The 21,368-nt window shown below is 59.6% G+C and carries 15 protein-coding genes and 3 pseudogenes; 6 read left to right on the plus strand and 12 right to left on the minus strand.

The window, feature by feature from the left end; genetic code table 11:
* Positions 1–28 precede the first annotated feature (28 nt).
* From HWQ56_RS00625 to HWQ56_RS00640, 4 genes and pseudogenes are all read right to left on the minus strand, one after another.
* Positions 29–1,735, minus strand: coding sequence for a formylglycine-generating enzyme family protein (locus HWQ56_RS00625; protein ID WP_176569526.1), 1,707 nt, complete (start codon positions 1,733–1,735; stop codon positions 29–31).
* Positions 1,728–2,909 carry an FtsX-like permease family protein gene (locus HWQ56_RS00630; RefSeq protein WP_158158420.1) on the minus strand — a complete coding sequence of 394 codons (1,182 nt, stop codon included), beginning with the start codon at positions 2,907–2,909 and terminating at the stop codon, positions 1,728–1,730. The genes HWQ56_RS00625 and HWQ56_RS00630 overlap by 8 nt, the downstream gene beginning before the upstream one ends.
* Entirely contained in the window at positions 2,909–3,610 is a 702-nt protein-coding gene (locus HWQ56_RS00635) for an ABC transporter ATP-binding protein (protein WP_176572314.1), read from the minus strand. Before HWQ56_RS00635 ends, HWQ56_RS00630 begins: the two co-directional genes overlap by 1 nt.
* Positions 3,610–4,217: pseudogene (locus HWQ56_RS00640) on the minus strand (serine/threonine protein kinase); the annotation flags it as partial. The pseudogene HWQ56_RS00640 and the gene HWQ56_RS00635, both read right to left, overlap by 1 nt.
* Here HWQ56_RS00640 and HWQ56_RS00645 point away from each other — a divergent pair.
* From HWQ56_RS00645 to HWQ56_RS00675, 6 genes and pseudogenes are all read left to right on the plus strand, one after another.
* A pseudogene (locus tag HWQ56_RS00645) lies at positions 4,212–6,156 on the plus strand (RHS repeat-associated core domain-containing protein); the annotation flags it as partial. The pseudogenes HWQ56_RS00640 and HWQ56_RS00645 sit on opposite strands and share 6 nt — an antisense overlap.
* A 2-nt stretch (positions 6,157–6,158) precedes the next feature.
* Positions 6,159–6,758: a hypothetical protein gene (locus tag HWQ56_RS00655; protein ID WP_176569529.1), complete on the plus strand. Its 600-nt coding sequence runs from the start codon at positions 6,159–6,161 to the stop codon at positions 6,756–6,758.
* A gap of 141 nt (positions 6,759–6,899) precedes the next feature.
* Positions 6,900–7,133 (plus strand): annotated as a pseudogene (locus HWQ56_RS29330) (AHH domain-containing protein); the annotation flags it as partial.
* A gap of 7 nt (positions 7,134–7,140) precedes the next feature.
* Entirely contained in the window at positions 7,141–7,680 is a 540-nt protein-coding gene (locus HWQ56_RS00665) for an imm11 family protein (RefSeq protein WP_176569531.1), read from the plus strand.
* 24 nt (positions 7,681–7,704) lie between these two features.
* Positions 7,705–8,736, plus strand: a complete 1,032-nt coding sequence (locus tag HWQ56_RS00670; RefSeq protein WP_176569532.1) for a tetratricopeptide repeat protein — start codon at positions 7,705–7,707, stop codon at positions 8,734–8,736.
* 158 nt (positions 8,737–8,894) lie between these two features.
* A complete protein-coding gene (locus HWQ56_RS00675; RefSeq protein ID WP_176569533.1) occupies positions 8,895–9,059 on the plus strand; it encodes a hypothetical protein in 165 nt (54 codons plus the stop codon).
* A gap of 328 nt (positions 9,060–9,387) precedes the next feature.
* Here the strand turns inward: HWQ56_RS00675 and tssA are convergent, their stop codons facing one another.
* The 8 genes from tssA to tssJ form a co-directional block, all read right to left on the minus strand.
* A complete protein-coding gene (gene tssA, locus HWQ56_RS00680) occupies positions 9,388–10,473 on the minus strand; it encodes a type VI secretion system protein TssA (RefSeq protein WP_176569534.1) in 1,086 nt (361 codons plus the stop codon).
* Between the two features lie 106 nt (positions 10,474–10,579).
* A complete protein-coding gene (locus HWQ56_RS00685; RefSeq protein WP_176569535.1) occupies positions 10,580–11,098 on the minus strand; it encodes an Hcp family type VI secretion system effector in 519 nt (172 codons plus the stop codon).
* 150 nt (positions 11,099–11,248) lie between these two features.
* Positions 11,249–13,729: a type VI secretion system membrane subunit TssM gene (gene tssM / locus HWQ56_RS00690; protein ID WP_176569536.1), complete on the minus strand. Its 2,481-nt coding sequence runs from the start codon at positions 13,727–13,729 to the stop codon at positions 11,249–11,251.
* Positions 13,726–14,652 (minus strand): type VI secretion system-associated protein TagF, encoded by a 927-nt coding sequence (gene tagF / locus HWQ56_RS00695; protein ID WP_176569537.1) that lies wholly within the window; start codon positions 14,650–14,652, stop codon positions 13,726–13,728. The genes tssM and tagF overlap by 4 nt, the downstream gene beginning before the upstream one ends.
* A gap of 3 nt (positions 14,653–14,655) precedes the next feature.
* Positions 14,656–18,513: a type VI secretion protein IcmF/TssM N-terminal domain-containing protein gene (locus HWQ56_RS00700; protein ID WP_176569538.1), complete on the minus strand. Its 3,858-nt coding sequence runs from the start codon at positions 18,511–18,513 to the stop codon at positions 14,656–14,658.
* Positions 18,514–18,541: 28 nt separating this feature from the next.
* Entirely contained in the window at positions 18,542–19,255 is a 714-nt protein-coding gene (icmH, locus tag HWQ56_RS00705; protein ID WP_176569539.1) for a type IVB secretion system protein IcmH/DotU, read from the minus strand.
* The gene (tssK, locus tag HWQ56_RS00710) at positions 19,252–20,595 is read right to left on the minus strand and encodes a type VI secretion system baseplate subunit TssK (RefSeq protein ID WP_176569540.1); all 1,344 of its coding nucleotides are present in this window, start codon (positions 20,593–20,595) and stop codon (positions 19,252–19,254) included. The genes icmH and tssK overlap by 4 nt, the downstream gene beginning before the upstream one ends.
* On the minus strand, positions 20,592–21,347 hold the full coding sequence (gene tssJ, locus HWQ56_RS00715) for a type VI secretion system lipoprotein TssJ (protein WP_425331927.1): 756 nt from the start codon (positions 21,345–21,347) through the stop codon (positions 20,592–20,594). Before tssJ ends, tssK begins: the two co-directional genes overlap by 4 nt.
* Positions 21,348–21,368: the final 21 nt, after the last annotated feature.

The following is a 21,368-nucleotide window of genomic DNA, read 5'->3' on the forward strand; positions in this document are numbered from 1 at the left end:
GGCCTTGCACGCTCACTCGTCAGCCTGGTCATTGCTTCTTACCAGACTGGGCGAGCAGTTCCTTCAAAATCACCTCTGGGTCGGCCCGCTGTTGCTTGCGGTAATTGCCGACATGGGTGACGAACAATGTGGCGCGCGCCACCAGGCTTTTGCCCAGCACCGGCTTGCGCCCCAGTTCTTCCTTGACTCGTTGAAATTGCGCCTGGATCACCGCATCGGTGTAACGGGTGCCGGTGGCCAGGTTGTCGATATAGATCGCTACGGCACCATCCAGGGCGCTGCGGCCGTTGTCGATGGCAGAGCCGATCAGGTCGGCGCTCGCCTGGTCCTTCATCGCCAGGGCCTTGTCGCGGGTGGTGCGCAGATTGGTCAGGCGAATGTTGTAGTTGTTGATGGTCTCGGCCACCAGCGCTGAAGACTGGATCAGGTTGCCCGCCGCCTCCTCGCGCTGTTTGGCGATCAACGAGACATTGCGCTTGAGTTCTTCGTTGACCAGCCCCAATTCGGCTTGCAGACGTGGGTCGACACTGGCGGCAATGATGCCGTCCAGGCGCTTGGTCGGGTCCTGGGCGTCGTCGATGGCATCGGTGAGCGAGGCCAGGCGGCCTTCCTTCTGCCATTGCGCGAACAGTTCGCTATAGCGCGACCGCGGCGCGGCCAGGGCGCCCAGTGCCACGCGAAAGCCGGTGGTTTCATTGCGTTGCTCGGTACCATCGGCGGCAAACAACGGGTATTCCCGACGCATGCCGGTGAACAGTGTCATCTCGCCTTCCAGGTAGTTGCCGCCCTTGACCACAAAGCCGCCATAGGTGCCCTGACGACGCCCGGCGCTGACGAGTTGGAACGACTCCTGGACCATTTCAGCGGCATTGCCGATCACGTCGAACAGGCCGATGGGATTGGGCAGCCTGGTGCCAATGGGCAGCAGCCGCGCGCCCTGGCCGGTCCCCCCTGCCACCTGGCTGAAAACGGCATAGTCGGCCAGTGGTGCATCTTCGTCGCTGCCTTCCCTGTGCCGGGGAAACAACCGGCCTTCCAGTTCCTGCCGGCTGACCGCCTGGCCACCCCGTGCGGCGTATTCCCACTCCACCTCAGTCGGCAGGCGCACGAAACCCAGGCCACCATCTTCGGCGCTGGTACCGCGGCCACTCACGGGCAGCAGGTCGCGGTGGTACTTCATGAGCCAGGCGCTGTAGACGGCGGCGAAGCGCTCGGCCTCGAAGTGCGACAGCATGACCTTGGGCAGGCGCCCGGCCATGGCATCATCGGCTTCGCAGGCAGGGGCTGGTTCGCCGCTGGCCAGAGACTGCGCCTGGCCCATCACCTGGGCGTACTGGCGGGCCGTGACCTCATACTTGCCGACGAAATACAGCATGGGCTTGAGGGGATTGCCCGCGCCGCTCTTGGGCAGCAAGGGGGCAAGGGTTTTGCGCCAGTCCTCGGCCAGGTCGTTGAGGGTGAACTGGCCGTTGATGTAATCGCGCCGGTAGCCGGAAATGAAAGACTGCTTGTAGCCGGCCTCACCTTCGCTGAAGGGGTAGCCCAGGTTGATCTCGCGATCGTCCAGCGGTCCGTTGGCGAGCACGTACACATAGCGGAATACCATCTCGCCCCCGCATGGCAGCGGCAGGCTGACGTCGTCGGGCAGCGGCTTGGGGTTGTCGAACTTGTTCTCGTCGGCCACGGCCAGTGAACTGGCGGCGACCAACGCAGCGAGTGCCCAGTGTCTAAACATCGCGAATTCCTTGTGCGGGCTGCAGGCGCGTCACCCGCCAGCCGCCCGCCATGGCTGCCAGCAGGCTGACTGCCAGGATCGCCAGCAGCGCGATGGCCAGGTGCGCGGGCAGCAGGTGGCTGGCCAATTGATCGAAGAGAGTATTGAGAACAGCGGCACCTGCGGCGTACACCATCACCGCCAGCAGGGCAGCCAGGAAGGCGCTGTAGAGCGCCTGCAGGAGGACAAAGGCGAGTAGGGCAGTGGTGCGCAATCCCAGCAAGCGGAGTACCGCCAAGGCGCGCCGCTTGCGCTCCACGGCGGCCAGGGTGCCAGCGGCAATGGCGGCAAAGGCTCCGCCGCAGGCCAGCCCGGCGATCAACCAGAATACAGTGGATAACCGACGGCTCAGGGCTTGTACCTGCTCGATGGCGCCAGCCTGGGTGGCCACGCTCAGGCCTAGCCCGGCGAAGTACTGACGCAGCGGTTCCACGCCAGCCAGGTCGCGTGCATACAGCCGGAAGGCGGGGTACACGCGCTCGCTGCCAGGTGCGCTGCCAGCCCAGCCCAGCGCGGGCACGGCGCGCCCATCGCGGTAATCCTCGGCGGCCTCCAGCAGCACGAGCGGGGCAAAGATCGCGTCGCGTTGAAAGGCAGCAATGGGCAATATTCCCGCCACTTGCAACGTGACCCGCTGGGTCTGCACTTGCCCGGCATCCTGGCGAGAGATCAGCGCAACCAGGGGCTGGCCGGCCTGGGCATGGAGTTTTTGCGCAGCGGTCTGGCTCAATAGCACGTCCCGGACGCCGGTGGGCGCGGCGACGTGGCCTAGCAGCGGGTCGCCCGCCGCGGTAGGGACCATCTCCACCGCCAGTGCCCTGCCGTCAGGGTCAAGCAGGTCGGCGGTGGCGGCGATCTGTCGGGTGCGGGGCAGGGCGAAGCCCACGTCCGGCCGTGCGGCCAGCGCCTCGATGTCGCCAGCGCTGAAGCGGCCACCCGCCAAGGGGATGATTTCTCGTACGCCTGGGTCCTGCTGCAAACGCTCGGTCAGCCCATTGATCAGGCCAAATTTGAGCCCGAACAGCAACAGCAATGGTGCCACCACCGCCACCAGGGCCAGCACCGCGCACAACGACAGGCGCCACTCGTCACGCCAGTCTTGCCAGGCCAATGTAGCGATCAGTGAACGGCGCATCAGGGCTGTACCACGCGCGCGGTGACGCCGCCATCGGCATCGCGAGCCGATGTCAGGTGCAGCAGGGGCAGGCCGCAGCGGCGAGCCAATTGTTCATCATGGGTGGCTACCACGCGGGTAGCGCCCTGTTCCCCGGCCTGGGCCAGCAACAATTGCATGACCCGCTCGGCGTTGATCGGGTCCAGCGAGGCAGTGGGTTCGTCGGCCAGCAACAGTCGAGGCGCATGGGCGAGGGCGCGGGCACAGCTGACCCGCTGGCGCTGCCCGACCGACAACTGCGCGGGTTTCTTACCCAGGTGGTCACTGATACCCAGGCGCTCGGCCAGGTGCTCGATGGTGCCATCTTCCGGCAAACCCAGCAGGGCACGTGGCAGGTTGATGTTGGCCCTTACGGTGGTGAACCCCAGCAGGCCGCCGGTCTGCAGTACATAACCCAAGTGCCGGCTGCGCAGATCCGCGAGCTTGTCGTGGTGCCCGTCCTGCCACAGCCGGGCGACATCGGTGTCGCAAAAGCGGAAGTGCGCAGCCTGTTGCGGTGCAGCCACCAGTGCCAGGAGGTCGAGCAGGGTGCTCTTACCGCAGCCGCTGGGCCCGACCAGGGCGTATTGCTGACCCGCGCCCAGGCGCAGTTGCTCCACCACCAGGCTGTAGCGTTGGGGCCCATGGCCCCGTGTGATTCGTACGTCGCGCAGGTCGAGGATCATGGCAGCGTCGACAGCGGTACACGGTACAGGGCGTCACCTGGCTCGGCATCACCGAAGCGCACCCAGTTGGCCAGGTCATTATGGAAGGTTTCGTAGAGCTGGATCTTGGACTCCAGCTCGTCGATGAAATCCTCTTGCTCGGCGACCGACAGCGACAACCACAGGTCTTGGGTCATGGTTAGCGCCTTGCTGCGGTAGGGCAGACCCTGCAGGTATTCCCCCAGCACGCCGCCATCGGCCAGGTTGGCACCGCTGCGCAGTGCCGAGGGGTCGCGGCTCATGTAGGCACTGGCGCTGGCGATTTCCTGGAAAAAGTCCTTGGGCGATGTCTGCGTCTTGCGGGCGGCATCGACGATCAGTTTCAGGGACTGTTGCAGGTCATTGAGTTGTAGCTTGGTCAGCAACACGCAAACCTGAAAGGCCGGGAGCGCGGGGTTGGTCAGGTCGCGGTCTGCCGTCCACGCGCTGACGAGCTGAGGAGCTGAGGAGCTTTATTGGCCGCGCGGTGGCCGAGGAAGTCCATGTGCATGGCATAGCCGATGGCTGCCGACTTGTCCGTCAGGCTCGGCGAGTTGGCCAGCAGCGGTGCCGGCGGTTGCTCGCTGCGCTGACCAATGAAAACGGCGAGAGCTACCGCTTCACCTGGGACGCTGGTGACCGCTTGATCGAACAGCAGGACCTGGACGGCAGCGCCCGCCGTTACGGTTACGATGCGATGAACAGCGTCGTTGCCGTGCAGTATCGGCCGGCTTCGCACGGCACGGGCCTGACCTTGGTTCAAGAGGCTGCGCCTGTATTTCATTGGCTGCAGCGTGACGCCATCGGCCAACTGCGCGCCAAACTCACCGACGATGGCCGCACCGCCTACACCTACGACCCTGTCGGCCAACTCACCGAGATTGGCTTCACAGGTTGGGACGGCAGCGAACAAACGTTGGGCTTCGCCTATGACGCCCTAGGCCAGTTGCTGGAAGACACCAGCGCCGCCGGCACCTTGCAGCATCACTACGACGAACTCGGCAACCTGATCCAGACCCAGCTACCGGACGGTCGCTGGCTCAACCGCCTGTACTACGGCAGCGGCCACCTGCACCAACTCAACCTCGACGGCCGCGTGATCAGCGACTTCGAGCGCGACCGGCTGCACCGCGAAGTACTGCGCACCCAAGGCCAACTCAATACCCGCAGCGACTACGACCGCAGCGGCCGTTTGCTCAGCCGCAAACGCCGGGTAAGCAGCTTGCCGGCCGTGCTGCCGGCACCGGTACAGAAGCGATACGAATATGACCCCAGCGACAACCTGATCGGCCGCTTCGATCAGCAAAACGATGAGCGCCGCCAGGACCTGCTGCACTACGACGCCACCGGCCGAATCATGGCCGCCCAATCCGGCGCCCGCACCGAAACCTTCGCCTACGACGCGGCCGCCAACCTGCTCGACGGCCCGGGCGTGGGCGCAGGACTGGTGGTGCACAACAAACTGCTGACCTATCAGGACAAACGCTACCGCTACGATGGCTTTGGCCGGCTGATCGAGAAGCGCAAGGGCAGCCATGTGGTGCAGCGGTTCAGCTATGACGCTGAGCATCGCATCAAAGAGATTCGGACCCAGGATGGGCACCGCGAGACAGTGCTGCGCATGACGTACGACCCGTTGGGTCGGCGGATTGGCAAAAGCGAGCATGACGCCAAGGGCTTTCCGCTAGGCGAGACGCGGTTTGATTGGGATGGATTGCGGCTGCTGCAGGAGCATCGCCAAGGCCACAGCAGCCTCTATCTCTACTCCAGCGAAGGCAGCTACGACCCGCTGGCGCGGGTCGACGGCATTGGGCCTGAGGCGCGGATTCGCTATTACCACAACGACCTGAACGGGCTGCCTGAACAACTGACCGAAACGGACGGCCATACCGTGTGGCGGGCCAAGTATCAGGTGTGGGGCAACACGGTCGAGGAGGTGCGGGAGCCGTACTACATTGAAGAGCAGAACCTGCGGTTTCAGGGGCAGTACCTGGACCGGGAGACGGGGCTGCACTACAACACGTTTCGGTTTTATGATCCGGATGTGGGAAGGTTGTGTTTCACCGGATCCGATTGGGTTGTTGGGCGGCAATAATTTATATCGGTACGCCCCCAATCCGATTGAATAGCTAGACCCTCTTGGACTTAGTTGCAACACAGATGCGAAGAAACTAGCCTCTAATCTTGGTGCGAAACCGATGGGCGGCGGCCAGTACGACGCCCATCATATTGTCATGTCTAACTCAAAAGATCATCGTATGATAGCTTTGAGAGCTCAGATGGAAGATCTTAAAATAGACATAAATGACAAGAGAAATGGCATATGGCTTCCGAATACACATGCTGGCCGGGCACCGGGGAGTCTTGAGACCTTACATAAGGGGCAAGGCGTACATGGCATTTCTTACAAGCAACATGTATTTGATACTCTGTCCGGGAAAACCACTAAAAAAGATTTTTTGAGTGCTCTTAGTGCTCTGAAGTCAGAACTTAGTACAGGCAAAACTTTTCCACTAAGGAGGTAGGTGTGAACGAATCGATATTGGAGTTCGAAGTCAAGCGCATGTTGGAAAGGATGGAGGATGAAAACTTCACTTCGCGCATGCTTTCAAATTTTGAGTCATTATCTTTTGATGAAGAATTTTGGTCGCGGGGGCCAGCTTACGTCCTGCTTCCGTACGGGTTGGAATTAACGGGCTACCCACCTGCCAAAAAGTTTTCTAAACGCCTAAAGGGCGATAAAAATCTACACCACTATAAGGTCTCGGGTGGCAATGTTGTCAGCGCCGTTTCTCTAAATGAAAAAGGCCGTGTCGTTGATGTGGAAGTTTTTTTTCAAGAGTCTGAGAATTGTTTTTCTATTCGATTTGACAACGATCATCTTCCAGTCAGTTCGACTGAGCTGTACACGCTTGAGGGTAAGGTCGATTTCGCCATCAGGGTGGATATAGATGGTGACTATTGGGCGTACAAGTATTTTTATGAGGGCGGAAAGGTAGTTAAGATGCTGGCCAATGCATCCAATAGCCCGCCGAACATTGAGATATATGTAGAGTACGAAATTGAGAAATTGTCAGGTCTTTATTTTTTGAAAGACGCTCGTAAGGTTTACTTGTACGGAGGGTAGGGTAGCTTTCCTACTACGAAGGGAGGGCATCAGGTCAACAGGCTTTGTGTAACCCTTCGATTATCCTCGCCCGCAACAACACCATACTGCGCACGCGAAGGAGAACAGCCTGCGTAAGGATATTGAAATCATGGTGTTGGTGTTGATGGTGCGGAGAATGGTGTGTTTCTTCCGAATCGACACAATATGGATAATAGTGTGCCGGGCATATTGCATAACGGAAGGCACCCCAATTCTTATGTGGTCGCTGTCAATGATATTATCATTGCCGCGGATGGGACCGGGGGGCAAGCTGTGTTGAGATCACTCGGCGGTATTCGAGAGCAGCTACTTTCCAGCGGCAGAAATGCGAAATGGTCCGACCTTTTTACTTGAGGTTTTGATGAGTAAATTTTACGTGCTGGTGCAGGATGACAAGTTTAAATCGCTTTTGGATTCTCCGAGCTCTCTTGGACTTTATGAATTCTCTGTCGCCCTTGCGTATGGTGAGGCTACTGTAGATGAGGAGGCCGGGGTCTACGATCTGGTTTACAATACCGAGCACAAGAGAGGGAAATCTGCATCTGATGTTTTTACGTATTTTCGTCCTGTTATTGTTTTTTCTCGGAAGGTCTATGATGGGTTGGATTACTTGAAGAAGTTTCCAGAGGTACGTATAAATAGTCCGGTAAAAAGTCATGTTGCAATATTCATTGATACTTCGTTGGTAGGGGTTTTTGATAGGCAGCGCTCTAAGTATGATGAGTGGCCTGATGGTTATGTTGTCTATGATTTGGTGTTGCGCGATATGGATGATGTTACTTGTGATATATTCAGGGTGGCGGAGTCGCCAAAGGTGGTAGTGGTCTCGCAAAAATTTAAGGATGATGTGGAGTCGATGAATGTCAAAGGGTTTTCATTTCGAGAGTTGAAAGTTTCTTAATGTATTTGATCCGGAATGCGAGGCATGATTTTTTCTAGGGTGGTAAAGCGCTGGTGTGTGCTGTGTTTCGTATGGCTGATGCTTTTGCTGCCAAGCTTTGGGTATGCCGATCAGCCAGTTAGTCAGTGTCCCTCTAACGATTTTAATCAATTCTTAACCGCCTTCTCCACCAACACAACCCTCCAATCCAACTACCACCAACACTACATCCGCAAACTTACCCTACTCAAATCCCCCTCCGGCCCCCTGCTTCCCTACCAGCCGCTGGTGGACTCCCGCGCCCTGCATTACCCCCTGATGCCTGCCGCCGAGCCATCCGTGACGTCAGTCGTCATTAGCCCGGACGGCAACTCAGCCACCTACACCGACAAACGGGGCGGGCTGGGCAACATCAAGATCTACACGTTCCTGCACAGCAACACCTGCTGGCTGCTGTCAGGCATTGAAGACTGGTCCGTCCGCGATGCCCAACTAACCCTGCCCGACAGACCAGGCATGTCCCCTGTCGAGCAGCGTTGTGCGGGCAGAGCAGACTTGTACGGTCAATTGGGCGGCCCGGAACGTTATCCACTGACGGCCGAGTTTTTTCAGGCGTCCATGGATTACCTTGTCTGCGCAGCCGCATCCGGGGACCCGGAGTCAAGTTATGGTGCCGCAGGCCTGGGGCTTTCGGGCATGGCGGCGTATCCGGGCTATGCCGAGACGGAGCGGCTTTTCAAGGCGGCGGCCAAGACCATCCCGGATGCGACATTGGCGCTGGCCACTTTCTACTGCGATGGGGGCGATACGCCGAGTGAAGGTGCATGCGTTGCGCCGCAGAAAGCCCAGGGTGTGCTGGAAGCGGCGGCAATGTCCGGAAGCGCGAGAGGGCTTCACGATTTAGCCGAGGCACTCGGGGCAGGCGACCTGATTGCGAAGAACCCGCCACGCGCTTTGGCGTGCTACCGGGCGGCGATGAAGGCAGGAGATACCGCCGCGCAAGCCTCCATTGACCGGCTGCTGTCCAGCGGCGTGAAGAACGATGCATCGGTACCCTGCCTGGCAGCGAACCCGTAGCCGCTGCCGAAGGCTGCGCTGGCCCTGTGCCTCACTGCATATCTCCAGCGCACATGGGGGCCAGCGCAGCCTGTCGGCAGCGGCTACAGGGCTGACCGTGCACACGGCCCATGGGGTAAACTCCCCACCCCGCGACACGGAATTCGCCTCTCCCCATCATGCCCCTATCCCTCGTCCGCCTTGCCCTGGCCACGCTGCTGCTGACCATCGCTCAAGGCTGCTCACGCCCACCCGTGGTGCTGCCCAACGACGCCTATATCTGGCAACGCCAGTGGACGCCCGCGCTGGTAGCCGCCGTGCAGTCCAACGTAAGCGCTCCATGAACCTCACCTACCGTCGATGCGTGAACATGAAGAAGCTGAGGCAAAGGTAAAATTTTGCTCACATTAGCGGCTCCGCGAGGGCAATACAATCCTGGGGTGCGTCTATTTGCCACTAGGCGTAGAGGGGACTTAAACGTTTTAGCTTTTTTACTGCCCGGGTTACTGTCCAACTGGGCTTCTACCGCTTGCGGACAACACGAGCACAGCCGATAGCGCCAAAAAAGCCCCGGCTGCTCAGGCAACCGGGGCTTTTTCAGTTAAGGGGCTCTATCAAGCTTTGCATCGGTCCGATGACCAGGCACCGATGTCAAGATCAGCACCGCTCGATTCAGTTTTTTGACTCTTTGGTGCCCAACACATCCTTGATGCTATCCACAACGCCATTGTCCTTTATCACATCGCTAAGCCAGCTCTCCAACGGCATGTTCCCCCACTTGATCGCGCGTTCGACCAGATAGGGAACGGGGCTATGAGGCTCTGCTTGCTTAAAGTATTGAACTACCCCGGCAAGCATTGAAAAGGCTTCTTCCCGGCTAACGGGAGTGGTACGCAAGGCGCCAGGTGCTGCCTTGGCAGAAGTTGGAGTAGGGGGGGTAGGGTCATCGATATCTGGCATCACAGGATCGGCCTCGGCAGGCGGTGCATTCAGTTCGATTCCACGGTCTTTCAATAGCCTTACGGCAAGCTGTTGGGCTCTGTGGAGCGCATCATCGAGCGTCGCGAAGCTTGGAGCATCCGCGCCGAAAAAATGGTCTGCACGAGCTTGTAGAGTGCGGCAAGCCAGCAATGCTATCTGGATGTGTTCGGCTTTTTCATGCAGGTAATCACTGTCCGTCAACACCACAGAACGTTGAAAAATATCCGCATTGATCTTCCCTTCGTCCAAAGCAGTCGCCATCGCCTTGGGGTTCTGCAGTGCAAGATTTTCCACATGGCGAGATTCGTCGTACCGAATCAAACCAAACCCATCACCTTGGGTTATGGGGAGCATACCTACGGCATCCGTCAACGATGCCTTAAGCCAATTCAAGCGTGCAGCACGCTCCTCTATGCCTTCATCCAGTGACGGATAAAGGGACGGCCAGTATTGCTCCAGAATCTGCGTCGCCAGGGTGAGACCGAAGGTAATGCCTTCGAAAGCATACTTTTGCGCCAGTGCTTCATTGAGCCAGGCCACAAGCATCAAATCCTTACTCTGATGCGCGAGGCCTTGTGCCGACAGTTGGATAGTCAGATCCCAGTCAGAACTCTTGAGATCCGTTTGCCAATCCCCCTGGGTCAAGTAGTCAGGGTCTGCACGGCGGGCCTCTTTGATCTGATCAAAAAGGAGAGAAAAGCTGAGGTCTTCGCCGCTCGCGCCGTTAATGGGCGCGGTCAGGTCCGCCATTGAAAGGTCACGGAGGGTTTCAGACATGTCAGGCTCTATGCAAAATGGAAAAAAGAACACCGCGTCGATCAGATCGACGCGGTGTCATCATGGGCATCCAAGTGCTCAATGCCCGTGGGGCATCAGCTGGTAATCAAGCGAACGTCTTGTTCGCTGTGCGGTCCCAGCCACCTACCACGTTACCGCCAGCCTGGCCGTCAGTACGGTTCTGCTGGGTATAGGTGGTCTTGATGCGGGCAAAGTTGAACTTGATTTCTTCGACAGGCAGATCGCTGACGGCTTTGTCTTCACCGTTCTGGTTGCCACCGGCAACAAAGTTGACCGAGGAGACCACTGCTTCTTCCAGGTCGATGGTCAGGTAGGTCAGTTTGTCACCGCCAGCACGGTTCACTGCCAGCTGGATCTTGGAAATGTGCGTACCTTTGCAGCACGCTTCGAACAGTTTGGCCGAAGCCTTGTCCACCGCTTTGCGGATAGTGAAGTCGGTCAGTGCCACGCGCTCCGACGAGGCACCACCCGACGAGCTTGCGGTCGCCGAGGTAGCCTGGGTGGCGCCGTATTCGTAGCCCAGGACTTCGATCCAGTCCTTGTGCTTGTCGTCAACTGCTTCACCCGGGATACCGTCGATCTGGATGTATGCATCAAAAGCCATGTTACTTTCTCCTTTCTACAAAATGGGCTTCCATCAATCTACTGCTAGACCGTCGCCCTTCGACTTAACCTCTTTGAGTATCAAGAGAGGTCTGTTTACGACGCCCGCATCCCTTGGGTGCGAACGTCGATTTTTCGGATCATGCGGCGCTCAGTTCAGCGCCCGCACTTCAATTTCCACTCGGCGGTTCGGCTCCAGGCACTGGATCAATTCCGTACGCGGCAGCTGCATGTCACATTTCACAAGTGGCTTCTGGCTGCCTTCGCCAACTGCCTGCACCAGATCCGCCGGCACACCTTTACCTACCAGATAGGTCTTGATGGTTTGCGCGCGCTCCTGTGAAACGCGCAGGTTTCCCTGGGGGTCGCCGAGTTGGTCGGCATGGCCGGAAATCACGATCTTGCCGACGTTTGGCGTACTCAACAGCTTGCCGGCGATCGCGCTCAGCTGCCTTTGACCCTCTGCCTTCAGGCTCTGGAAGTCGGCACGGGCAAAGGCGAACAGGGTGTCGGACTCCAGGGTGATGGTCTCAATCGAATGCAACGATTGGCTCAGCAAGCTATTGATGTAGTTTCGCGAACTGGAGGCCAGGAACGCGTTATCAAGAATACGGGGCACATCCGCCTCATGGAGCTGCTCGGCATAGAAGTCGACTTGGCGGCTGGCGTATTCATAATCCTGAGCTGTTTCCGGGCTACCATCGCGCTTGAGGCGCTGAGCGATGTCTGGGTACCAAAAGTCAGGCATGCGGCTTTTCAACAGCGTCGCATCAATGGCGTCGCGTGGTGCGCGGGACAACATCAGATAGGTGTCCAATGTGTTCTGGCCGAAGCTGGCAACGGTCTGTGCCCGGTTATCCGCGGGCAGCGCCTTGGGCTCCACGCTATCGATGCCGGAAACCGGCGCCAGCTCTTTTGAATTGCGCTGGTAGACCTTGATGGTCGTCAGCAGGTAAAGCGAGCGCGTCAGGTTATCGCCGGTCGGCTTGAGCATCACGGACTCCAAGCGCGAGAAATAGCGTTCCCGCAGTACCGGTTCTATCTCGTATCCGGTGTAGAGCCCCATGCGCATGCGCAGTGGAACACCCGCGCCGTGGTGGGCCTCATAGTAGTGCGCGGTCCATTCGCGCAGCCCATCGAGGGTTTGCCATGCGGTATAGCCTGTCGGCGCGCCTGCATCGGCAGTGCTGGCGGCCTGAAGCTGCGCGTCTATCCGGGCGAGCGTTGCTGCATTGTTCACATACGACCAGCCCCACAAACCGCACAGCAACAATGCCACGCCCACGGCGCTGCCTACCCACCCGGCCTTGCGTCGTTTTTCTCGCCGATTGGAGGTGTACAGCGCGACGAGATGCTGGTCAGGAATGATCACTTTCCTGAACAGGCTGGTGATAAACAGCGATCGGTTACGTTGTACTCCCGCAGCGGCCCTGTCGGCGCCATCCAGCGCAAAGCGTTGAACTACTCGTTGTGAATGACTGCCCGGTTGTGGCTGATCAGCGTCCAGAGCGCAGGTGAAGTAGAACCCGCGCAGCATCTCGGCGCTCTGATAGGGGTTGGCCTTGAGAAGTGCGTCGGCAAACTGTTGGACACGCGGTTTGAGCGCAGCGAACTCAAGCGGAAACCGGTAGACCGACGTATCTTCATTGGTGATCTTGATGTCTTGAGCCACCAGCTGTTGCTGACCCACCTGCTGCCAGTAATGGGCAAGCTCGTCCATGGCAGCTCCCACACGCTGCCCCCAATCGGCTTTCGCGTAGCCCACATGCGGGAATGTCTTGCCCAGGACTTCGCTGCGGCTGGTATCGTCAAGATGCTCGTAGAACGCGGTGAACCCCGGTATCAGGTCGCACTTGGTAAATACCAGGTAAACAGGAAGTTGCACCTCCAGTAGCGCGTAGCTTTCCTGAATACGTTCGCGCAGTTGCTTGGCGAGGCGCTCCTGTTCCTGGAGTGAGCCATTTATCAGGTCCTGGATGCTTACCGTGACAATCAGACCGTTCAACGGCCGGCGTTGCCGATACTGGCGCAGCAAGCTTAGAAACCCCCGCCACTTGCCAGCTTCTTCATTCGTGGTCATGTAGCGACCTGCCGTATCCAGCAGGACGGCTTCGGAGCTGAAGAACCAGTCGCAATTGCGGGTGCCCCCGAGGCCCGGCACACGCGCGGCCTTTACTTCGGCATAAGGGAAGTTGAGCCCCGAGGTATATAGCAAGGAGCTCTTGCCCGCCGCAGGCTGGCCCACTACCAGGTACCACGGCAGGGCGTACAGTGCGTCCTTGGCCTTGGCGCCTCGGCGCTTGTCACCCTGCAGCCGCTCAATGCTCTGCAGAAGGCGCTGGCGCAACAGGCTGATTTCTTCCCGGTCCTGGGGGCTTGCATCCAGCACTGCTTGATCGGCATCGTCGCGCAGCAGTACTTCCAGGTCTCGATGCTGCGCGGCGCCTCTGTACATCAGAAGAACGTACCCCGCTGAAAGCACCAGGAACAACCCTATGCCAGCCAGCAGGCTGGGGAACGACTCGAAACCGAGCGCGCGGCCAGCCGACCACACCAGGAAAATGATCAGGAAAAAGCACACGCCCAATAGGTAGGGTTGGTAGCGCAGGAAGTAGTATTTGATCTTGTTCATACGTATTTCACTTCCGGCGCGCCGGCGAAGCGACTCATGAATTGCGAAAGAGGAAGGTCCAGGTCCGGATGTTTCTGGGGCTGTTGGTGCTCATCGAACACGTCAAAGGGTTCCAGCAGGTCGTAACGCTCCTCCCGCGCCCCGGCGCCTGTGAGCACCCGGTAGGCGCAGTGGGCCGCGACGTCGGGCACGCAAAGCAGGCGAGGGCGCATGAAATCGTCTGCCAGCAAGCTGACGGCAGGAAGGCTGGTAACGGGGTTGAGCCGAGCCAGCCATGCCAGCCACAGATCAGCCACCGGGTTCTTCAGGCCTCGTTCTGCCGGCAACGGCAGGGTGGCGGCGCGCAAAGGCATGGTTTTCCATTCGATGCCCAGCACGCGCAAGCGCTCAAGCGCGGCGCCAGTAATGAACTCCGGATACGAGCTTTCCAGTGAGCGGGCAATGTCGCGCAACGTGAAATCGTTGAAGAACTTGTGCTGCACTCGGCCAAACAAGTCGATGTCCTGTGGCTGCAAAGGCCTCAGCTCCTTGATGCGAGCGAAAAGGCTGGCAGCGGGCTCGCCTTGCAAGGCCAGGTGCAGAAGCGGCTTGATTTGCGTGCTGAACAGTTCTGCCAGGGTGTAGGGGTTGGCGATTTTCGCCGCCAGCCCAGCCTTCACGACCTGGAAAATCATGAACGGATAGCGCCGCTCACTGGAGTCCCTTGCACTGATCAGCCCGCCAATGAGCGCATGCCCGGTCCGCGCGCGGTAGTAGAAGAAACAAACTGGCAAGCGGTCGAAGCGTTCGCGCCAGTGATCCAGTTGCTGCAACTCCGCCAGGTTGCTTTGCAGCCAGGCGTCGAACTCGCAAACCTCCTCACCAGCCCCATGGAGGCTGATGAAGTCCGCACTGGCAGGGATCTTCCCGAAGCAACCAATCATCACTTATTGCGCCTTCGCAGTATCGTTCAGGGCGCTGAGCGCCTTGACGTTGGCAAGGTCAGTCATCTTCACGCCACCGTAGTTGCGTACGGCGAGGCTCACAGGCCCCGCGCTGGTAGGCCAGGTGAAACGCTGCTGGATGCCATCCAGATCCTCGACCTTGGCGCTGTCACTCATTTTCAACAGGCCCCAGCGACCGGGGAAATCGAAGACAGTCATGCGCTCGCCCGATAGCGTCACCACATCCAATCGCGCCCCGGGGGCAGTGGTGGTGCCAGGCCAGGAGAAACGCGTCCACGAGGTTTTCCCGTTACGGTAATGCTGAACTTGCCCGTCCAGGGTAAAGATGATGTCGGTGAAACTGGTCGACGGGTCGAGCATGATCTCGAAACCATTGTCTCGATCGGAAAGGCTGGCGATGACCTGGCCCAATGCACTGGCTCTGTCGATGCTGTTGACCATCTTCGGGTTCACCAATGGGGCATCCTTGGCGCTGCTCATCCCCAGGCCTTCTCCGCCCGCCAGATTCCCGATCTCGTTGCGCTTGAAGTTCGGCAGCAATCCTGACTCGGGGTCTACAAAGCGCTGGAGGTCCTTGACCGAAGCTTCATTGCGGCTATCGGGCGCAATGGGGTAGCGGTGGGCCATGACCTGATCCCAAGGCTTGGCGATCTGCTGCGCCCACGCCTTGGCTATCTGCTGGCCGGCAGGATCGCGCAGCGTTGCCCAGGTGAATTGGACCGGCAGGGTGAACAGGCCCTGAAGTGCCTTGGACAGCCCGCCCTGGCTCGCGTCAACGGTTGACTCGACGTAGTTGCGGACGTTGGTCACTTCACTTGGCTGACCCTCCAATGTTTCGCTGATCAGTTGCTTGCTGCTCTTGCCTACATCCTGGGAGCGCTGGATATTGTTGATCCGCACCTTGAGCTTGCGCAGCGATGCCAGGTAACGGTCCATCACTGTGCTATCGGCGCCTTCGGCATTCTGCGCGGAAAAAACGCGGGCAACGGCTTCGAAACGCTTCGCCAGGCTGCCGTCGTTGATCGATGGCAAGGCGGAGCTTGCCGCGTCAGCAATGTGTGCTGCCTTTCCTGCCTTCAGGTTTTCCACCACCGCGTCATTGGCTCGGCTTTGTGCCTCATGGTTGGCAGGGTGTGCGGGAAGGTCCCACTGCGTGTTGTCGTTGACCGCCGACAGCAGGTTCTTGACGGGCGAGTTCTGTACGTCACTGAGCAAGGAAAGCTGTTGTGCGGCGTTGGCCAGGTCAGTGAAGTGGCGAATACCGACGCTGGTCACCATCCCATACCAGGCCTGGGCAAAATCACGCTTGTAGCGAGCCATGAACTCACGGATGAAGTTGGCTTTCTGCACCACGCTGTCACCGCCTTCGCCGTCCAGCACCCAGTCAGTCTCGTTGTGCAGGTTACCGGCCACCAGCTTGATCAATTCCGGGCGCACGAAGGTTTCCCAGACTTCCCGGGTAAAGATCGCTGGCACCGATTCGCTCCCATATACCAGCTGGCGGCCAGGCAGGGGCACGAAGTCAGCCAGCGTCAACGCAGGGAATTTCCGGCTGGCCTCCAGTTGAATACGCAAGTACTCGCGGTCCACCAGTGAACTGGAAATCATGAAGGCCTTGAGATTGTCGCGTGCCGCACTGACCAGTTGTTCGTTGCGCGCCAGCCGGGGGGCTTCTGCGCTTTTGAGCAGTTGCACATACACCGGCACGTTATTGGCAATCACCTGTTGCGAAACTGGGGCGTCGCCGTTCGAGGCTGCCCAGGCTGCGGGCAATGCGGCGGCCACGAACTCCGCTTCCGGGTGCAGGCCTGGGTTGGTCAGGATGAGGTAGAGCTTGAGTGCGTTGTAAGCCTCCACCACCGAGGCAACCTGATGCTCATCCAGCCGCGATAGCGTTTCTTCGGATAGCGACAGCCCCCCGGCAGGGTCGGCAGGCTGCTCACGCGCTGTATCCTGCAGCGCCGCCAGCGCTACGTTGCGTGATTGGCGCAAGCCGGTGGCTGCACCATTGAGCACGCGCCCCTTGGCATCGCTGATGCTACGGGGTGTCGAGCCAAGAGCGGCGCTCAGCCCCGGTACACTCTTGCCGCGGGCCAGGTTCGTACGCTGGCGCGCCTTGGTATCGGGTGGCGGGGCCTTGTCCAGTTCAAGGCTCTGGGCAAAATCATTGAACCCGCGGATTTGCACCTGGAGCTGGCGCGTAACCGGCTCCAGTGCCTGGGTGCGCAATTGCTCCAGGTACGCCAACCGGCTGGCCTGGAAGATAGCTTCGCCACTGTACAGGCCAGCACCCAGCTTCAACGGCACACCGTTGGCACGGTATTTCTCTACGGTCAGCAGTTGCTCGCGCAGAAGTTGAAGGCCCTGACCTGAAGCCAGCAGGTTGTTCTTGTCCGGTGATTGCTCCAGTTCGCCAAGCTGGCGGTCCAGGCCGCTGACCCAGTCACGGTTGTTCTTGAACGACACGGCTTGCCAGCCGATCAGCGCTACCCCAACCAGCACCGCACAGGTAACGACGGTTGGGTTCAGTGCTTTGCCGGTATTCGTCTGGGAGTGGTACAGCGTCAGGTCACGGTCGGGGAAAATGACCTGGCGAAACGTGTTGGTGATGAAGAAACTGCGCTCCGATACTTTCCCGGGATCGGGTTGCGCCTTCTCCGTCACAGGCGCGCCAGGTTGTAGCGAGAATGTCTCGCCCAGCGCATCTTCGTGTACAGGAGGCAATTGCGCGCCTGTCTGCACGGCACTGGTGAAGTACAGGCCGCGCAGGGTTACGGTCGGGCCTTGCGGTGGGCGAGTGAAATGCTCGAGGAAGGGCTCGAGTACCTCGGAAATACCATTGAAGTAGCTGGGGAAGTCGAGCAGTGCGCTATTGGCATCGGCCCCCAGCGCGTTGATCTGCGCGTCGACGTGGCGGCGTACATGAACCTGCAGGTTCTCCAGCTTGGTGTCCAGCACATTGCGCAGACCGCGTTGAGGTATTTCATTCAGGCCAAAGGTCATCCCCAATGGCTGCTGGCGCTCGCCCAGGTCAAGACCGCCGAAGGCCTGCTCGAAGCCTGGCAATTGATCGATCTTGCTCAGTATCAGGTAAACCGGCGGTGACTCCTGAAGGTGACGGCTGTATTCCTGGATGCGAGCCGTCAAGTCCTGGGCAAGCTCCTGACGTTTGGCCGCGGTCCTCGAGAGCAGGTCCGGTAGGCTGACCACCAGCACAATACCGTTGACCGCACACTTGCGGCGCTGCTTCTTCAGGTTGCGCAGGAAATCGGAGAACTCGGTCGAAGCGCTATCGTCTTTGAGGTAACGCCCAGCCGTGTCGACCAGCACTGCATCGGGGCTGAAATACCAATCGCAGTACTGCGTCCCGCTTTCGGGAGTGGCTTGGCCGCTGGCCATGCTTGCCGACAGCCCCGAGTGGGTCAGCAACGAGGTCTTGCCGGCGGCCGATTCGCCCACTACCAGGTACCACGGCAGGTCATTCAGGGCAGCTGCGCCCCCACCACCGGCCGATCGATCGGCGCGCAGCAGGTTGATAGCGTGCTTGAGGCGCTGCGCCAAGACCTGTTGGTCACGCATCTCGCTACCGGAAGCGTTGACTGACTTGTCCACTTCCTTCTGGACCAGGTTCTCCAGGTTGTGCTCGGTGCGGATGCGCTGGTATTGGCGCAAGACGATAGCCAGCAGGAAGAGCGCGCTGACCAGGGCCAGCGACTCCAGCAAATAGGCGCGGGCCCAATCCTGGCGTGGAACCAGGTACATGCAGGCGGCCATGCTCGCGGCCCACAGGACCACCGTCGTCAACCAGAAGCTTTTTAAAATGTGCAGTATCTTTTTCATGTCGTCCTGACCGGTTACCGGGCCGTACTCAAGCGCTGAACAGCTTGCTGATATGTTCGCTGAGGGCAGCTACATCTTTGCCCAGCAACCAGTCCAGCGTCATGTAGACGCTCGCGCACACCACCGCGACCAGGGCCACGTACACCCATGCCGGGATCTCGTAGCGCAGCATCTGCGAGACCTGGTCCGGCAGCGCCCAATCAGGGGAGAGCAGTGTTGGCGGTTTGCGATAGCGGGCGATATCCTGGCCCAGGGTATTGGCCAGGTAACGCAGGCGGTCCTTGTCGTCCAGGGTGTACTTGCCCTGGAAGCCCAGTGCCAGGCACAGGTGATACACCTCCAGCACATCGACATTGGCTTTGACGTCGGCGCGCAAGGCATCGATCTTGTCGAAAAAGCCTTCACCGGCCAGGTGAATACCAAATTTGCGCAGCTGCAGTGGGTTGAGCTCAAACCGCGTGCGCAGTGGCGTGTCCCCGGCGCTGGCGCGCATCACGCTTTCGTCCAGGAATGCGCAGAGGGCATATTGAGTGTCGTGGACTTGCTGGGCGCTGTAACCGGCGGCAAGTGCCTGGCGCTCGAAGGCTGTCAGGAATTCGTCGACACTGGCGTCGAAAGCTTCGGTGCTGGTCACCTGGCGGCCGCGACGGATCAACAGCGCCATGCTGATGAAGTCGTTGACCATTTCCTTGAGCGTTGTTTTGCCTGTCACGGCCGCGTCCTGCATTACGGCATCGGTCATTTGAGCACCGCCATCAATTCGAGCTTGAGGTTGTTAAACGCACTGGGCGCGTAGAACGAGATGGCTTGGGCATCCATCATTCGCTCGTACACACGGCCATGGGGTTCGATGGAGAAGTAATGGTTGTCCAGCCGTACCGGAATAGCGTTGGGCAAGCGTGTGGCGTGGTTCAGGGTCGCGCCCGGCATGGCAGCGTTGACCACCACTTCGATGTCCTCAGGCGAGCCCACCTTGATGGCGCGCGGCACCAGGTCAAGCAGGCTGGCGCCGGCCATGTCCGCGTGCACGCATACGTAGAAGTCGGCCTCCTTGAGGCGTGGGTCGCGCAGGCTACCTTGCCAATAGGAGGTCTTGACCTGGGTGAGCTCGATGGTGATGCACTGGTTAGGGACCACATTGTCCAGCATCACACGGATCAGCTCGTCCAGCTTCACCAGCGATGCCGCCGGATCCTGGTGGTCGTAGGCCGGGATATCGGACAGTTGGGTATCGAGGGAAAACGTCAGCAGGCTGCCGGCGAGGTCGGCCATGAACAGGTACAGACGCTCGGGGTGCAAGCGGGGGTTGTGCAGCAGGTGCGCCAGCGCCGGGTATGCCCGGTTCACGGTATACAGCAGCCAGAACAGCGTTACGTCACTGGAACCAAACTGAGCGATCTGGTCGGCGCGTTCCCTGCGCCGGCCAGACAAGGCGCTGCTCTTTGTCTGCAGGGCCGACAACAGGCGCTGGGCCAGGCCTACCAGGGTTTCATGGTTGCCCAGGTGCAAGGTCGGGTGGACATAGTGGTTGTCCAGGTTGAAGCCGCCGATGCCATTGCGCGAAATCTGCGCTACCGGGCACCAGGAATAACCGTCCAGGCTGTCGCCTTCGACCAAGGTCACCACGTTCAGGCGCAGGCTGGTGATCTCGTTTTCCAGGTCGCCTTCGTTCAGGTCGGGCAGGGTATCGAACTGCTTGCGGAACCGGCGCGCACCGCTCTGCACCTGCCCATCTTCTACATAGTTGACGCCAAAGGGCTCGGGCAGCTTGAGTGCTGCGTACACCTTCAGGTCGTTACCCTTGCCCAGTTCCGACAGGTCACGTGCTGCAGGCAGCGGGTCATGGGCTGGCGCGTCGTAGAGGCTGCCATCGGGAAATACCAGCTTCAGCTTCTTGAGCGCCAAGGTGCCAGCGGTCAACGCATCTTCGTCGACTTCCAGCGCCTGTACACCCCAGTGAAAAGGCGTGGCGCGCAGGGTAGCCTGGGCCAGCTGGTGCTGATGGAACTCATCCTGGTACTGGAAGTGCTGTGGGAGAAGAAACATCCCCTCAGACCACATCACCCGGCTCTGCTTGCTCATTGAACGCCTTCCACTAATGAACCGAGTTTGGACTCGGCGGTTTTCTGTGCCGATTGGGTGGCAGTGTCCGCAGCCTTTTTGGTGGCCGCGTCCTGAATATTTTGCAGGGCAGTCGTGTCCGCTGGCTGGGCAGCGGGTTCGGCGAATTCGGCCAAGGCCTTCTCAAGCTGAGGGTCGTTCAGCACGTTGCGGCCGTGCAGCGCGAAAAGCCGGTTCTGGTCTGCCAGCACACGTACGCCGTCCGATGAGAACCAGATACCGTCCTTGCGCAGCGATTGCGCCGAGAACGCCACCTTCCAGCGGCCTTTCTCATCGCTGCGGAAGAACGCTGCCACGCCCACGTATTGCGCGGCGGGCTCCAGAGGCCACTGGTTGACCTGGCCCATACCCGGCAGCAGGAGCAGTTCGCGCGCATTGACCAGCGTGCTGCCCAGCGCCTTCTTCGGGTCGTCCCAGAGGCTGTCGGGGTCAATGGCGGCGAACTTGTCCAGCGATGTCAGCTGGTACACCCGCACCACCACCGACAGCGGCTTCCCATCCGCGTCCAGGTTCAGGCGGTTGCCGCCATCGGTGGTCAGCAGCACCTTGTCCTGGTTGCCGAACAACATGTCGCCAGCCCATGTGTCATCCATGCGTTTGCCCATGCGGTCGGTCACGCCGCAGGCGGTGAGTGCCATCAGTGCAACCACGGCGGCCAGCGTGCGCATGGCGGGGCGTAGAGCGAGGCGAGAGTAAATCTGTGCGCTATTCATGGCGGGTTCCTGTGCCTTGGT

It is taken from the genome of Pseudomonas eucalypticola (assembly GCF_013374995.1).
GTDB classification, from domain to species: Bacteria; Pseudomonadota; Gammaproteobacteria; order Pseudomonadales; family Pseudomonadaceae; genus Aquipseudomonas; species Aquipseudomonas eucalypticola.